The organism is Denitrificimonas caeni, from assembly GCF_905120345.1.
GTDB classification, from domain to species: Bacteria; Pseudomonadota; Gammaproteobacteria; order Pseudomonadales; family Pseudomonadaceae; genus Denitrificimonas; species Denitrificimonas caeni_A.
The window spans coordinates 362744-378669 of the sequence record NZ_CAJHOA010000001.1 but is presented as its reverse complement, the minus strand read 5'-3'; the positions used below and the strand labels follow the sequence as shown (position 1 = coordinate 378669).

Genomic DNA, 15926 nt, shown 5'->3' with positions numbered 1-15926 from the left:
TATAAAGCCATAAGCCGCGTTGTGACGTGAGCTTATGGCGCAACCCTAAGTCGCAACAGCCACTAGGGTCAGAGCGCTGTTGTGCAGACGCGCAAACTGTCCTTCTAGTTCGCAACCGGCTTGCCAAATGGTCGATAAATCTTTGCACAAGCGCAAGCGTGCATGGCCAGTCTGCGCAACCTCCAAGTCCAGCACCTGGGCGTCGTGAAAACTAAAGTATGTTCCCGTCAGTGGATTGAGTGCTTTAAACAAACTCTCTTTAAATGAAAACACCAAGGTCAAGTACATGGCTTGCCGATTGTTATCTAAACGCAGGTAAGTGCTGTACTCCGCAGGCGTTAAAATAGTGTGTGCTAAACGCTGTGCACGCTGATTCGAGATTGGTTTTTCGATATCCAGGCCAAATCCTTGCCAGCAGTTGTTAGTACCGACAATCGCTGCGCAAATATTATGGCTGTGCGACATCGAACCACAACTGTGCGCTGGCCAACGAGGTATACGGCTCTTGTTTTGCGCAGTGGGTAGGTCCGCGTGACCGGTTTGTAGACGTAAAGCTTCGCGAGCACACAAACGCGCTGCTAAAAACTCAGCTTGACGCTTGATGGCTGCTTTAGGTGCAGTAATAGCGTAGTGAGTCAACAGATCCGGACTTAATGCTTGCTCGTTAAAGCGTGTCGATACCAACGTGCACGCGGCTAAGGGGGTAGGGAATGGCCAGTGTTGTTGGAAATCGTTTAAAAATTCTGCAGGTGGTGCTGCATTGATCATTAAATACACCTGATGTCAGCTTACTTTATAAATATATGGTTATAACGCTGGAATAAATTTACTGTTGCAGTTATAAGTAGTCGAATATTTTTAGGTTCGCTGCACTGACTGCTGAGGTGTTTAATGAAGCTACAACAACTGCGTTATATCTGGGAAGTCTCCAGAAACGGTTTGAACGTTTCTGCAACCGCACAAGCCCTTTATACATCGCAACCAGGCATAAGCAAACAAATACGTTTGCTTGAAGATGAGTTGGGCGTAGAGATTTTTGCCCGCAGTGGTAAGCATTTAACCCGAGTAACGGCGGCCGGTGAGCGCATTATTAAGACAGCAGGCGAAATTCTGCGCAAGTGTGAAAATATTAAGCAAATTGGTCAAGAGTTTTCCAATGAGCGCGTGGGTACGTTATCGATAGCCACCACGCATACGCAAGCACGTTACGCGCTGCCTACGGTGATCAGTAGTTTTATGCAAGAATATCCTGATGTTGCCCTGCATATGCATCAAGGTACGCCGACACAAATTGCTGAGATGGCCGCCGATGGCACAGTTGATTTTGCCATCGCCACTGAAGGTTTAGATCAGTTTGGTGATCTGATTATGATGCCCTGCTATCGCTGGAACCGTTGTGTGGTCGTACCTAAAGGGCATCCGTTAGCCAGTGTGGCAAAACTCACCCTAGAAGCGTTAGCTGAATACCCTATTGTGACCTATGTGTTTGGTTTTACCGGTCGCTCTAAACTGGATGAAGCTTTTAGCCAGATTGATTTAGAACCGAAAGTTATTTTTACTGCGGCTGATGCGGACGTGATTAAAACCTATGTACGCTTAGGTTTAGGCGTGGGGATTGTTGCGGGTATGGCGGTCGATGCACTGCAAGATCAAGACCTCGTTGCTTTAGATGCGAGTCATTTATTTGAGTCCAGCGTGACTAAAATTGGCTTCCGTCGCGGTACTTTTTTACGTGGTTTTATGAGCGATTTTATCGAGCGTTTTGCCCCGCACTTAGATCGCGAAATTCAAACTAAAGTGATTCAAGCGCGCAGTAAAGATGAAGTGGATGATCTGTTTAAAAATATTGAGTTACCGGTGTATTAGAAACCAATAATCAGCCCCATGTTAGTTGAGAAACGGCTTGCTGTCGGCCAGTCTTAATCGGCTAAACATGCCTTATTAGCCGATGATTGCCGTATAATCGTCGCAGGTTTTTATTTGACACATTGAGGATCACCATGACCGATTACCGCGAAACGTTGCATGATAATTATGGGCAGTTTTTTAAGATTGAAAAAATGCTACATGAAGTACGTACTGAGCATCAGCATTTAGTCATTTTTGAGAGTGCGCGAATGGGGCGCGTGATGGCACTCGATGGAGCGATTCAAACCACTGAAGCGGATGAGTTTATTTATCATGAAATGCTCACTCACGTGCCCATTCTCGCGCACGGTCTCGCGCGTAATATTTTAATTATTGGCGGTGGCGACGGTGGTATGTTACGTGAAGTGTGTCGTCACTCTAGCGTCGATCGCATCACTATGGTGGAAATTGACCAAGCCGTTGTTGATATGTGCAAAGAATACTTACCCAATCACTCCAGCGGCGCCTACGATGATCCACGAGTGAATTTGGTGATTGATGATGGCATGCGATTCATTGCCAACTGCACAGAAAAATTTGATGTGATTATCAGTGACTGCCCAGATCCTACCGGTCCTGCACAAGTGTTGTTCTCAGAAGACTTTTATCATGCCTGTCATCGTTGCTTAACCGATGACGGTATTCTGGTTGCGCAAAATGGTACGCCATTTTTGCAAATCGATGAAGTGCAAACCACAGCTAAAAATATTCAAGGTTTATTTGCTGACTGGCATTTTTATCATGCCGCCGTACCGACGTATATCGGTGGTAGCATGACTTTTGCATGGGCGGCTAAAAACCGTGAGACACGTCATACCAGTTTAGATGTTTTACGTCAGCGTTTTGCTGGCAGCGGTATTGTCACGCGTTACTACAATGCGGATATCCATCAAGCCGCTTTTGCTTTGCCACAATATGTGCTGCAAGCGATTGGTAAACCGAGCAACGATTAAAGCGTTCATCATAAAAAAGCCCCACTTTAGACGCTAAAGTGGGGCTTTTTTATGTGTTTATGTGGTTATCTTTCATTAGGCACAGGGCCAAGCATATAAAGCTATGTTGAGTTGATATTTAACATGCTATCTTGCCATCTGCGTGCAATGTCTTGCGACGACTTACATCAACATAACTAAAATAATTTAGGAATTTGCTCTATGCTAATTTTCTTTATCAGTATCACCATACTTATTCTCGGATATAAGTTCTACAGCCCATTTGTTGAAAAACAAGCGGGTATCGACCCTACAGCTATAACCCCACAGGAGCGTTTACATGATGGCGTGGACTACGTTGCCATCCATCCAGCTAAAGCGTTTTTAATTCAGTTCTTAAACATTGCCGGTGTTGGTCCCATTTTTGGCCCGATCCTTGGTGCTTTATATGGACCGATTGCCTTGGTCTGGATCGTTATTGGTAACGTGCTCGGTGGCGCGGTACATGACTACTTCTCTGGTGTGATGAGCCTGAAAGAAGACGGTAAAAGCTTGCCTGAAATTGCCGGACATTATTACAACGTGGTTTTCAAAGGCATTATGTTGATCTTTACCGCCATGCTGCTGTTTTTTGTCGGTGTGGTCTTTATTATGAGCCCTGCAGGGCTGCTGAGTAATTTATCCTACTTTGAGGGTACTTTTTTAGCAGGCAATACCTTTTGGGTGTTGGTGATCTTAGGGTATTACTTTTTGGCGACATTGTTGCCAATTGATAAGATCATCACCAAACTTTACCCTGCATTTGGTTTGTTGATGATTATCATGACAAGCCTTATTGCCGTTGCTTTATTGATGAATGCACCGCATTTGCCAGAAATAACGGATATTTTTGCTTACTTCGATGGCCACCATGAACATGATTTCTTAACCCCAAACCCTGGTGGATTACCAGTCTGGCCACTGTTGTTTGTAACTATCACTTGTGGGGCGATCAGTGGTTTTCACTCGACGCAATCGCCGATGATTGCGCGTTGTCTAACCAATGAAAAATATGCGCGTCCAGTGTTTTATGGTGCGATGGTCTGCGAAGGTATCGTTGCTTGTGTGTGGGCATTGGCAGGTATTGCAGCCTTCCCAGAAGGTTATGTCGGCTTAAAAGCGATGCTCGACTTAGGTGGGCCTGGTTTAGTGGTCAATCATATTGCCACCAGTTATCTTGGTGTGTTCGGTGGTGTGATGGCGATTCTTGCTGTAGCAATCTTCCCGATCACCTCGGGTGATACAGCATTCCGTTCGTTGCGTTTAACGATTATGGATGCGTTTAATATCTCACAAACAACCTTACACAGACTGGCATTGTCAGCGCCAATATTGGCTATTGCCTATTTAATGACGTTCCTCGACTTTGCGTTGATTTGGCGATATTTCGCCTTCTCAAACATGTTGCTGTCAACCAGTGTGCTGTGGTTAGCCACTAAGTACTTGTTCGATCGAGGCACTTTCCACTGGATTGTTAGTATTCCAGCGGTGATCGGTACAGCTGTCACTGTGTCGTATATTGCTACAGCGGGCATAGGTCTGAATTTACCGATGGAATACAGCAAGATAATTGGTGTTGTCACGGCTGTTATTTGTTTAGTCGGATTGGTATTGCAGAATCAAAAACACATTGCCAAGATTAAAATAAAACCAGCAGTATAGTAAAACTGGACGATTGCTATTCTGACTGAATATAAATGGGCACTTGGTGAATAATGCTGGGTGTTCCGTTTAGAATTAAGAAAGACTATCTCTAGACAATTTTATGAGACAAAAAAAGCCGGATAACAATCCGGCTTTTTTTGTTGCTAGCTTGTCGCTTAAACGGGGAACAGTTCGCTGAGTTTCATCGCTAACATCATGTCGCCTTCAGTGCGCAGTTTGCCGCCCATAAAGGCCTGCATACCATCAGTCTCGCCTGTAGCGATACCTTTGAAGGTTTCGCTGTCCATGATCAAGGTGACGTTAGCATCATCATTGTCACCGGCTTGTACATCGCAGGTACCGTCTTTAACAGTGACGTAGTAGTTTTCAGCATCTTCAATATTGAACTGAAATACTAAATCTAAGCCAGCAGCAGCTGTAGCGTTAAATTTAGCGGTTAGAGTATTAATGATATCGGCGGTAGAAGACATAGTAGGTCCTTTTTAAGGTTTTTGTGCGGTGTAGACCGCGTGATATTAATAACTCAACGGTAGGTGATGAGTTTTTTATTCTTTAACAGGTCAAGGTGTGCATGACTGTTAAAAGAAGTCAGTACCACTGAGTCGTTGCGAAACTTTAGACGACTCAATGAAGTGTTTACAATTTGCCAATTAAGATCAAAGGCTCTATCTGCGCTGATGCCCGTCAGGAGGTGTAGAAAAGCAGTAATGGTGCCACCTGAGGTGAAAATACCGATCTGCGCATCCGCGCCTGCATTGCTGAGCACACGCTCTAAGCCGGCCTCTACATTCTGGATAAATCTCGACCAGCGCAAGTACTCAGGAATATCATCAATATCTGCGGCCCAGCGCTGCATAATCATCGCAAATAAACGCTGAAACTCTGCTCTATTTTGTAAAGGGTTGCGCAGGCTGTTAATCGCATTGGGCTCTTGTTCGATAATGTGCGGAACAATTAAACGAATTACACGGTCGGCATCAATTTCATTAAAGGCGCTATCAATATTTAGAACAGGTGCAGATAAGTTGGCCTCAGAGTAACGACTGAGCGTGGCCAGAGCAGTATCTTGCTGGCGTTGCATCTCACCACTAAAGCACGCGGTAAGAGTAACCCCAGTCTCGATTAAATAATCGCCAAGGATCTCTGCTTGCTGCATACCAAGGGTGGAGAGTACATCGTAGTTCTCTGCACCAAACGAGGCTTGCCCGTGTCGAATTAAATAGATGCTGCCCAAATCAATACACACCTGTTGCTATGCGAACCATGGAGATTATTGTGAAGCTGCTAAGCTGTCAAATGAAATTCATACGATTGTTTGAAAACGCAGTAAAAAAATATCTGTTTAACTTAAATTTATGTGCCCGTGCTTATGCTGCAGCGAAGTCTAGTATTGTGCCGGCATCGTGTGCTGACAGCGGTTGTTGCTGGTCTAGTAATGCGGCTGGTGCTGTGCATGTTAGATAAACGTTATGAAGGCGGGTGCAGGCTCAGGTAAGATAACAATCACTATCGTTTAAGGAGTTTACAGTGGATTTTTTACTTGAATATGCTGGTTTTCTAGCACGCGCCGTAACGGTGCTGGTTGTTATTGTGGTGGTGCTGTCTGTGGCTGCGTCTTTACGTTCGCGCGGTCGTAGTAAAGGTGGTGAGTTGCTGGTTAGCAGCATGAATGAGTTTTACGAAGAGCTGAAACAAACTGTTGAATATAGCGTATTGGATAAAGCTCAATTAAAAACATTAAAAAAAGCCAATAAAACCAAGTTACAGCAAGATAGAAAAGCTGGCATTGAAAAAAACCGCGTTTATGTTTTAGATTTTGATGGCGATATTAAAGCCTCTGCAGTAGAAAACTTACGTCATGAAATTACTGCGCTGTTAGGCGTCGCTAAGTCGACTGATGAAGTGGTGCTCCGTTTAGAAAGTGGCGGCGGTATGGTCCACAGTTATGGCTTGGCATCATCACAGTTAGCACGTATTCGAGATGCGCAGATTCCGTTAACTGTCTGTGTTGATAAAGTTGCTGCCAGCGGCGGTTATATGATGGCTTGCATTGGCGATAAAATTTTGAGTGCGCCTTTTGCGGTACTCGGTTCGATTGGCGTGGTGGCGCAACTACCTAATATTCATCGTCTACTGAAGAAAAATGATATTGATGTAGAGGTACTCACCGCTGGCGAGTACAAACGGACGATGACCGTGTTAGGTGAGAATACCGAGGCTGGGCGACAGAAATTCTTGCAAGAGTTACAAACCACGCATGACTTGTTTAAGCAGTTTGTCGCACGTTTCCGCCCGCAGTTGAATATTGATGCCGTTGCCACCGGTGAGGTTTGGCTGGGTAGCGATGCGCAAGGTTTAGCGCTGGTCGATGTGCTGCAAACCAGCGATGAGTATTTGTCAAAACGGGCTGAAGAAGCAGATGTTTATCTGCTAGAGTTTATTCAGAAGAAAACACTGCAAGAGCGTATTGGTTTAAGCGCTGGTGCAGCGGTAGAGCATATTGCTGATAAGGGCTGGGAACGTTTACAGCAGCGCTTTATGGGCTAACAGACGATAAAAAACATCTATTGAGGGGATTTTAATGAGTACATACCAAGCATTATGGGTCACTGAAACACCACAGTTTGCGCAAAAGGTGATTGAGCGCTCGCTGGATGATTTACCCGAAAACGAGGTGTTGATACGGGTACATTATTCTTCCTTGAATTATAAAGATGCATTGTCCGCCACCGGTAATCGTGGCGTCACACGCCAGTTTCCACATACGCCAGGGATTGATGCGGCAGGTGTGGTTGAGCAGTCCAATGTGGCTGAGTTTGTTGCGGGCGATGAGGTGATTGTTACCGGTTATGACCTCGGGATGAACACTTATGGTGGTTTGGCACAATATATACGTGTCCCCGCCAGTTGGCTGATTAAACGGCCCAGTGGTTTATCGCTGCGTGAGTCGATGATCTTAGGCACTGCAGGCTTGACGGCGGCATTATGCGTCGACAAGCTACTGTGTGCAGGGGTTGTTCCAGAAGACGGGCCAGTGTTGGTTACAGGTGCCACCGGTGGCGTTGGTTCTGTGGCGGTGGTGCTATTGACTAAGCTTGGTTTTCAGGTAACTGCTGCGACTGGTAAAGCCGAGCAAGAAGGTTTTTTACGTCAGCTCGGCGCGAGCGATGTGATCTCTCGTGCAGCGTTGTTGGAAGGCATGGATAAAGCGTTGCTTAAACCTAAGTGGGCAGGGGTTGTTGATACGGTCGGTGGCGATCTGCTGTTCAATACACTGAAAGCCTTGCAGCCAGGTGCGAGTGCTGCGTGTTGTGGATTAACGGCAGGAGTTGACTTTAAGGGTAGCGTGTTGCCCTTTATTTTACGCGGAGTGAACTTGCTGGGTGTTGACTCAGTGGAGTTGCCTTTGGTTAATAAGGCTTCGATGTGGGACAAGCTGTCGCTACAGTGGAAGCTCGATTTAGAGGCCTTGGTGCATGAAATAAGTTTAACTGAGGTGCCTGAGGCGATTATTGCGATGTTGGCCAGCCAGCAAGTAGGCCGCACCTTAGTGCGTATTGATTAGGTTGATCTATTTATAGGCAATAAAAAACGGCCGCGCAATCTCTTGCAGCGGCCGTTTTTATTAACGGAAGCTAAATTACTTGGTAAAGCGCTTCAGTACTAAGGTGGCGTTAGTGCCGCCAAAGCCAAAGCTGTTGCTCATTACGGTATTTAGAGTCACGTTTTCTTGAGTTTCCTGCACGATAGGTAAGCCTTTGGCTTCTTCGTCCAGCTCATCAATGTTGATTGAGCCAGCAATAAAGTTGCCTTCCATCATCAGCAGTGAGTAGATGGTTTCTTGTACGCCAGCAGCGCCCAAGGAGTGGCCTGACAAACTTTTCGTTGAGCTGATCGGTGGTGCCTTATCGGCAAACACTTCACGTACTGCACGAATCTCAGCCACGTCACCAACCGGTGTTGATGTGCCGTGGGTGTTGAGGTAGTCGATAGGGGTGTCAACCGTGGCTAAGGCTTGCTGCATGCAACGTACTGCGCCTTCACCGCTGGGTGCGACCATATCGTAGCCGTCAGAAGTGGCGCCGTAGCCAACGATTTCTGCGTAGATTTTTGCGCCCCGTTTTAGCGCATGCTCGAGTTCTTCAACCACGACCATGCCGCCGCCGCCAGCAATGACAAAACCATCACGTTTACTATCGTAAGCGCGTGACGCTTTTTCTGGGGTGTCGTTGTACTGAGTCGACAAGGCGCCCATCGCATCAAACAGGCAGCTTTGGCTCCAATGTTCTTCCTCACCACCACCGGCAAACACAATGTCTTGTTTACCCAGTTGGATTTGCTCAAGCGCTTGACCAATACAGTGAGCACTGGTTGCACAAGCAGAAGACACTGAGTAGTTCACCCCTTTAATTTTAAAAGGTGTGGCTAAGCAGGCTGATACGGTACTGCCCATAGTACGGGTCACGCGGTACGGGCCAATACGCTTAACGCCTTTTTCGCGCAGGATATCAATGGCCTCCATTTGGTTAAGCGTGGATGCACCACCGGAACCGGCAATTAAACCTGTACGTGGGTTAGAGACATCTTCTGGGCTAAGGCCGCTGTCTTCTATGGCTTGTTGCATGGATAGATAGGAGAATGCCGCTGCTTGCCCCATAAAACGTAAAAATTTACGGTCAATTAACGCTTCTAGATCAATATCAACAGTGCCTGAAACCTGACTGCGTAAGCCCATTTCAGCGTAAGACGGATTAAAACGAATACCAGTACGGCCTGCACGTAAATTAGCAGCTACGGTATCTTTGTCATTACCTAGGCAAGAAACAATGCCCATTCCGGTGATTACAGCACGACGCATACTGGTCATCCTTTAGAAAGAGTCTGTGGAAGTAAATAAGCCGACACGTAAGCCTTCGGCGCTATAAATTTCGCGGCCATCAACGCTAACGGTACCGTCAGCAATCGCTAAAATTAAAGAGCGATTGATGGTGCGCTTAATGTCAATTTGGTAAGTGACTTTTTTGGCAGTAGGTAACACTTGACCAAAAAACTTCACATCCCCTGAGCCGAGTGCACGTCCACGCCCAGGGTGACCTTGCCAGCCGAGGTGAAAACCGACCAGCTGCCACATGGCATCAAGGCCTAAGCAACCAGGCATTACCGGATCGCCTTCAAAATGGCAGGCAAAAAACCATAAATCAGGGGTGATATCCAGCTCGGCAGTGATTTCGCCTTTGCCGTATTTACCGCCTGTCTCACTGATGTGCACAATGCGATCGATCATAAGCATATTCGGTGCGGGCAATTGCGCGTTACCTGGTCCGAAGAGCTCTCCTCGACTGCATTTGAGCAAATCTTCGTAGGTGAAGGCGTTTTGTTTGGTCATGCGGGCTCCTCAACGTGCCTAATCGTGTACTGCATGGACGATGGATATCCATCTGACTAATGGTTTTGTTTAATGTATTGCTGTGTTTTTAACACATTTAATAACGCTTAACAAAAAAACTCTATTCAACTTAAGCCTTTTATCAAGCTGCGCTACTCAACACTGCTGCAGGATAAATGGACGCTTTAAGTGTAATTGCATGGTTAGACAGCACTAACTACCCGCAAGTCACAGCTGTAAAGGGTTGAAATACGGTCTAACAGTGAAATATACCCTATGGTACTGCTATTACGCGTGTCGCGTCGCTCAATCTACTTATAAATGATGCAAGGGGATTTGTAGGGTAAATATAGAACCTTGCTTGGCTTCGCTGATAACGCTCAATTGGCCACCCATCTGCTCGGCTAATGTATGGGCAATAGATAGGCCCAGCCCTGTGCCACCGTAGTGTCTTGAAATACTTTGATCTGCTTGATGGAATGCATCAAAAATAGAACTGAGTTGTTCTGCTGGGATACCGATGCCTGAGTCGATAATCACACACTTTAACAGCAATTGTGAGGCGCTTAGTAAAGACCAGTCGACCTCTAGGCTGATTTTTCCCTGGTCAGTAAATTTCAAGGCATTGGCTAATAAGTTGACTAAAATTTGTCGTAACCGTGTTGGATCCCCTTCAACCTTTAAGCAGGTCAACTCTACTGGCAGAACAAACACCAGTTCGATGCCTTTTTGCTCGGCGCTGTATTTAAAAACGTTGTGCAGAGACGAAAACAGTTCGTCTAAAGAAAAAGGTATGCATTCAAGTTGTAATGCATCGTGCTCAAGACGAGCGAAATCTAAAATATCATTAATTACCCCAAGCATTTGTAGGCTCGACGTATGGGCGATATGGGTGTATTCGGTTTGCTCTTTGCTCAGCTCCGTTTGTTCAAGTAGCTGCAACATGCCCATGACACCATTCATGGGCGTGCGTAACTCATGACTCATCATCGCTAGAAAGTCTGATTTAGCGTGGTTGGCACGTTCCGCATCTTGCCGTGCTTGTTGCAGTTCTGCTGTGTACTTTTGCTGTGTCCACTGCGCGTGTTGTAGGGTTTGGCTGAGCAAGTTGATATGTTTACCCAGCTCGCCTAGCTCGCCAGTCTTGATGTCAGTAAGGACGGGCGTGTGGTAGATGCCTTTGTCGAGGGCTTGCAGTTTTTGCCGCATTTCTCGGATAGGGGTGGATAAGCTACGCGCTAGAAAGTAAGCCAGTGTCCAAATTAAAATCAGGGTTAGAAAAACCAGCCAGAGCGCCCTAAATAAAACATGCAATTGTTGCTTTTTCAGGGTGCTGTCGGTCATACCAACCAGCACATGGCCGATCACATCTTCTTGATTTTGTGTTTGTGCAAGAACGCTAGAGGATAAAAATAGCGGATCAAGCTCAATGATTTGCCGAGTTATTTTAGCTTGGAAAGACGGGCCTGAGCTGATCCTTGAGCTGTTTTTTTCGCTGCGCGTTAAACGTTGCTGTTGATAGTCATAAATTTCAATAAAAGCAATATGCGGATGCTTTAGTAAGCCTTGTAATAAAGGTTCTAATACCTCCAAATTACCGGAAATAACACTGAACTCTGCTGCGGGGGCCAGCTGATTGGCAATCAGTTGACCGGCATTTGCCAGTTCCTCTTGTAAAATTTGTAAACGCGATAAGGTAAAGTAACCGGTCAGTAAAAAAGCGATCAGCACTGCAGGCAGTAGGCTGACAAATAGAGTGTGGCGATGAATGCTGCCGCCCAGTATCTTTTTCATGGTTCAGGCCTGTTCTGTTGAAGTTGTTCAGTTAACTCGCTGGGACGACTTTTTTGGATGCCGAGTGAACGCGCGACTTGCTGATTAACGATGACTTTAAAACCATCAGGATAAAGACTTGCAGGCCAAGTGTTAACTGGCGTTTGTAAAAGTTTTTGTAACGTGTTGATCCAATTATCTTGGTCAGTATAAGTTGAGGCTAGACTGCCTGCTTTTATAAAAGCTGCAGTTGGACCAATCAATGATTGTTTGCGAGCATAGCTGCTGAGCAGGATACTTTTAATGGTGGTGGGGTTGTAAATTCGCGCATCATCCACTCCGAGTAAAGCATCGGTTTGATTTAACAAGTTGGCCAGGCTGCGCGCATCATAGCTGTTAGGCCAGTAATATTTATGCAAGATCAGTTGTTCAGCTTGTAGGGCCTGTTCGATCTCTTTTAATAGGAATTCGCTGTGATCGCCGTACAGTACACCAATATGCTTTACGCCTGGCAGCATGGCTTTTAACAAGGCGATTTGCCGATCAAGTGGTGGATCGCTCCACAAAAAAGTCAGGTGCTCGGGTTGTCGATTGCTAAAGCGCTTATGCGCTTGGACGCGACTGACTTGCATAATTAATGTGGGTGGGGCGCTTTGTGTCAGCTGTAAACGCCAATCCAGCAACTTTGGTCCGAGCAAAATAAGTTGTGTATCTTCCGCAAAGCTGGTGTGTGTTTCTAGCTGAGAGCGGGGCATATAGTGAATGGCGTGTTGAGGCAGCGCTTGTGCCAGTTGTTGAGCAAAATTACGCACTGCAGGGCTATCTTGTTCTGCGCTGAGAATAACTTGCGCATAGACAGGCAGATTAAGGCAGCAAAGTAAGCTGCATACGCATATTAGGCGCCATCCGTAAGCCAGCATATTCCGTTTAAAACTCCAGCTGCACAGTAGCGTAAGCAGTGTCATGGGAGTTGTCCTTATTGTTGGTGCGTCCTATTGGCTGGTTATTTAGCGTTTTTTGTAAATGACCCGCCACTGTCAGGCGTTTGTCAGCTAAATCAAATTGTTTGGCAACACGTAGCGTCATCAGCTGCAAGTCATTGCTATTGAGCTGCTGCGCGGCAAAATACATCAGACTGCTGTTCCAGTTGTTCTCCCAGTTGCGTAACCAAGCAAACGAGCCGCTATGGGGTGGTGTGACCTGTTGATCGAGCGTATTGCTGGCACGGTCTTGAATATAAGCATAGCTAAAACGCAAACGGTCCTTACTTGAGGCTTGCCAATTCGCTTCAAGTTCACTGCCGTAGAATTTTATATGATCATTGTTGTTCAAATTGAAAGATTCTAAGCGCGGTGTATGACTGATCATACGACTGATTTTCTCTTCGAAGACCTTGAGATCAAACGAGATACGTTGTTGGGCGAAGTGGCCGTTATAGCCAAGCTCATAGGCACGAATCTTTTCTTGTTGAAGCTTGCCGCTGCTTTGGGCACTGATAAAAAAGTCACCTGTGCTGTTTTGGCCAATCGTTGGGCGCAAATCATGTACGCGATAGCGCCAGTCTGCACTGTTTTCAAACATATCAGGTGAGCGCACTGCTTCACTGTATACCGCACGCAAACCATGCGCCGGAGTAAATAAGTAGTTGACTGCTAAACGAGGCGAGAACGAGTCACCATTGCTGCTGTCGTGTTCGAGCATACCGCCACCTTGTAGTAGCCAATGCTCGGTTGTGTACCATTCAAATTGGCTAAAGCCTCTGACAATATCTTTGCGCTGGCGGCCATTTAAAAAAGTTTTCGAGCGAGCTTGGTCGTAGCGGTAGCTGAGGCCACTGATCAGGCGTAAGCGCTCAGAAATGCTGTAGGTGTCTTGTAACTCGAGATCAGCCCGTGATTCACGACTGTTTTCGTTAATTAAGCCACAGCTATGTTCTATAAATTGTGGTGACAAGGCATTAGCCAGCCACCTTTGTAAGTCCAGTTGACGAGCTGTGGCATTGTTGAAAAATTTGCCCCGACTCAATGCTGCACGTTGTGCGGGAGAGGAAATATCCCATAATTCATTTAACTCAGCACTAAAGCTGATTTGTGCTTCACAGCCACGCCATTCACGTAAGCGTTGCCACTGCTGTGCGTTGGCTTGTAAAGAAAGACTGTGTTGCGAATTGACTGCTGTAGTCCAACGCAAACTGGCGGCGTAGTCTTTGGCTTGCCCATCTGAGTTAGGGTCTTGCTCGCTAGGCTTGGGCTGGATTTTATTGGCAAAAATTGAGTGGTAGTTATTGTTAACTTGGTTGGTGCCTTCTTTAAATGCCAGTTGCCAATCAATACTGCTTTTTTCATTCAGTTGGTGATTGGCACGTAAGTTAAAACGGCTAAGACGGCGGCCATCACGAAAATGTGTGCCATCCGTGCGGGTGTCAAAGCCATCATCCGCTAAGCCTGACAATGATAAACGCATATCTGAACGATCACTGTGCCAAGCCTGTCTAGCATACCAATCGCGAATTCCGTTTTCACCTAGGGTGCTTTTTAACAGGGTGCCGTGTGTGTCTTTAGGACTCTCAGTGATGATATTTATTACGCCTAGTAACGCGTTGGCACCATAGCTGACGGTATTCGGGCCACGAAACACTTCAATACGCTGAATATCTTCGATAGCCACAGGTAGATCAGACCAATCCACTTGAGCAAAACCGGCACGGTACACTGAACGGCCATCAATCAACACTTGTAAGCGCCGCGCTTGGCCAGGGCTGCTGCCGTGGTAGTTGACTGTGCCAAGATTGGCACTATCGGGAACCACCAGCATGCCGGGTACTAAACGCAATAGATCGGTAATATTACGAGCACCACTGGCGGCAATTAACTCTTGGTCAATTGTGCTGATGCTGCCTGGTACTGCCGCAGGAGGCTGATAGAGGTGTGTCGCAGTCAGCACTTCGGGCAAGGCAAGGTCACTAATAAATAGGTCGTCTGCATGGGCAAAGTGGCTCAAGCTTAGCGTCAGTATGGATGGCAACAGTATGCTGAACTGCACACGCGACGGCTTCAAATCTATGCGCTGCAAGAGCTCACCTCATAATTTGATAAATAAAAATAGGCGATAGTTTACCCGAAAATGTTAAACACTGGTTATGCTTGAGTAGCCCCGTATAATGGCGCAATCGCCGACCTGCGGCAGAAGAGAACAGAAGCATGCTGATGAAAAAAACAATCGCTGTATTAGGGGGAGGGAGTTTTGGTACTGCCGTAGCTAATTTATTGGCCAGTAACCAATACCCTGTACGTTTGTGGATGCGTAATGCAGAGCAAGCGCTAGCGATTAATGACAATCGACAAAATCCGCGTTATTTAAAAGGTGTGCCGATTCTTGAGGAGGTCGTTGCGGTCACTGATTTAGCCGCGACCTTGGCTGAGTGCGAGTTGGTTTTTGTCGCGTTGCCATCGACGGCGCTACGCTCGGTGCTGAGCCCTTATGCCGAGGCGCTGAGCGGTAAAATGTTAGTGAGTACTACCAAGGGTATTGAAGCGCAGACCTTTATGCTCATGAGTCAAATCCTAGAAGATATTGCACCTTTGGCTCGAGTGGGTGTGTTGTCGGGGCCTAACCTCGCGCGTGAAGTCGCTGCGCATGCGTTAACTGCGAGCGTCGTGGCGAGTGAAGATGAAGACTTGTGCCGTACGGTGCAAGCTGTCCTGCATGGCCCAACGTTCCGAGTGTATGCCAGTCGCGATCGCTTTGGTGTGGAGTTGGGTGGTGCGTTAAAAAATGTCTATGCCATTATTGCCGGTATGGCTGCGGCGATGGGTATGGGTGAAAATACTAAAAGCATGCTAATTACCCGAGCACTAGCAGAAATGACCCGTTTTGCCGTTAAGCTAGGTGCTAATCCTATGACGTTTTTAGGCTTAGCCGGCGTTGGTGATTTAATCGTTACTTGCACTTCACCGAAAAGTCGTAATTATCAGGTTGGCTTTGCTTTAGGTGAAGGCTTAAGTCTTGATGAGGCGGTTGAGCGTTTGGGCGAAGTGGCTGAAGGGGTCAATACCTTAAAAGTACTGAAGGCTAAATCACAAGAATTAGATGTGTATATGCCGCTGGTTGCAGGGTTGCACGCTATTTTATTTGAAGGCCGCACGCTAGAACAGATTATTGGCGGACTAATGACTGGCGAGCCAAAAACCGATGTTGATTTTATTTCAATTGATGGCTTTTAA

At 46.5% G+C, this 15926-nt stretch carries 14 protein-coding genes; 6 read left to right on the top strand and 8 right to left on the bottom strand.

Annotated features, from left to right (window positions below; all coding sequences use genetic code 11):
- Positions 1–45 precede the first annotated feature (45 nt).
- On the bottom strand, positions 46–768 hold the full coding sequence (locus JYJ62_RS01705) for a 4'-phosphopantetheinyl transferase family protein (protein ID WP_205340455.1): 723 nt from the start codon (positions 766–768) through the stop codon (positions 46–48).
- A 123-nt stretch (positions 769–891) separates the two neighbouring features.
- On the opposite strand from JYJ62_RS01705, the gene cysB reads away from it, so the two are divergent.
- The 3 genes from cysB to JYJ62_RS01690 all read left to right on the top strand — a co-directional run bounded on the left by cysB (position 892) and on the right by JYJ62_RS01690 (position 4541).
- The gene (cysB, locus tag JYJ62_RS01700) at positions 892–1866 is read left to right on the top strand and encodes an HTH-type transcriptional regulator CysB (RefSeq protein ID WP_205340454.1); all 975 of its coding nucleotides are present in this window, start codon (positions 892–894) and stop codon (positions 1864–1866) included.
- 134 nt (positions 1867–2000) lie between these two features.
- Positions 2001–2861, top strand: coding sequence for a polyamine aminopropyltransferase (speE, locus tag JYJ62_RS01695; RefSeq protein ID WP_205340453.1), 861 nt, complete (start codon positions 2001–2003; stop codon positions 2859–2861).
- Between the two features lie 201 nt (positions 2862–3062).
- Positions 3063–4541 (top strand): carbon starvation protein A, encoded by a 1479-nt coding sequence (locus JYJ62_RS01690; RefSeq protein WP_205340452.1) that lies wholly within the window; start codon positions 3063–3065, stop codon positions 4539–4541.
- 158 nt (positions 4542–4699) lie between these two features.
- Here the strand turns inward: JYJ62_RS01690 and JYJ62_RS01685 are convergent, their stop codons facing one another.
- Both JYJ62_RS01685 and JYJ62_RS01680 read right to left on the bottom strand, forming a co-directional pair.
- Entirely contained in the window at positions 4700–5014 is a 315-nt protein-coding gene (locus tag JYJ62_RS01685) for an SCP2 sterol-binding domain-containing protein (protein WP_205340451.1), read from the bottom strand.
- A 53-nt stretch (positions 5015–5067) separates the two neighbouring features.
- Positions 5068–5778: a histidine phosphatase family protein gene (locus tag JYJ62_RS01680; protein WP_205340450.1), complete on the bottom strand. Its 711-nt coding sequence runs from the start codon at positions 5776–5778 to the stop codon at positions 5068–5070.
- A 293-nt stretch (positions 5779–6071) separates the two neighbouring features.
- On the opposite strand from JYJ62_RS01680, the gene sohB reads away from it, so the two are divergent.
- Positions 6072–7091, top strand: a complete 1020-nt coding sequence (gene sohB, locus JYJ62_RS01675) for a protease SohB (protein WP_205340449.1) — start codon at positions 6072–6074, stop codon at positions 7089–7091.
- 34 nt (positions 7092–7125) lie between these two features.
- The gene (locus JYJ62_RS01670; RefSeq protein WP_205340448.1) at positions 7126–8109 is read left to right on the top strand and encodes a YhdH/YhfP family quinone oxidoreductase; all 984 of its coding nucleotides are present in this window, start codon (positions 7126–7128) and stop codon (positions 8107–8109) included.
- A 75-nt stretch (positions 8110–8184) separates the two neighbouring features.
- On the opposite strand, the gene fabB is transcribed toward JYJ62_RS01670, so the two are convergent.
- The 5 genes from fabB to JYJ62_RS01645 form a co-directional block, all read right to left on the bottom strand.
- Positions 8185–9402 (bottom strand): beta-ketoacyl-ACP synthase I, encoded by a 1218-nt coding sequence (gene fabB, locus JYJ62_RS01665; protein WP_205340447.1) that lies wholly within the window; start codon positions 9400–9402, stop codon positions 8185–8187.
- A gap of 12 nt (positions 9403–9414) precedes the next feature.
- Complete coding sequence (gene fabA, locus JYJ62_RS01660) at positions 9415–9930, bottom strand: 3-hydroxyacyl-[acyl-carrier-protein] dehydratase FabA (protein ID WP_205340446.1); 516 nt, start codon at positions 9928–9930, stop codon at positions 9415–9417.
- A 315-nt stretch (positions 9931–10245) separates the two neighbouring features.
- Entirely contained in the window at positions 10246–11724 is a 1479-nt protein-coding gene (locus tag JYJ62_RS01655; RefSeq protein ID WP_205340445.1) for an ATP-binding protein, read from the bottom strand.
- Positions 11721–12515 carry an ABC transporter substrate binding protein gene (locus JYJ62_RS01650; protein ID WP_205340444.1) on the bottom strand — a complete coding sequence of 265 codons (795 nt, stop codon included), beginning with the start codon at positions 12513–12515 and terminating at the stop codon, positions 11721–11723. The genes JYJ62_RS01655 and JYJ62_RS01650 overlap by 4 nt, the downstream gene beginning before the upstream one ends.
- 115 nt (positions 12516–12630) lie before the next feature.
- Positions 12631–14766, bottom strand: a complete 2136-nt coding sequence (locus JYJ62_RS01645) for a TonB-dependent receptor plug domain-containing protein (RefSeq protein ID WP_420042814.1) — start codon at positions 14764–14766, stop codon at positions 12631–12633.
- A 137-nt stretch (positions 14767–14903) separates the two neighbouring features.
- On the opposite strand from JYJ62_RS01645, the gene JYJ62_RS01640 reads away from it, so the two are divergent.
- Entirely contained in the window at positions 14904–15926 is a 1023-nt protein-coding gene (locus tag JYJ62_RS01640) for an NAD(P)H-dependent glycerol-3-phosphate dehydrogenase (RefSeq protein WP_205340442.1), read from the top strand.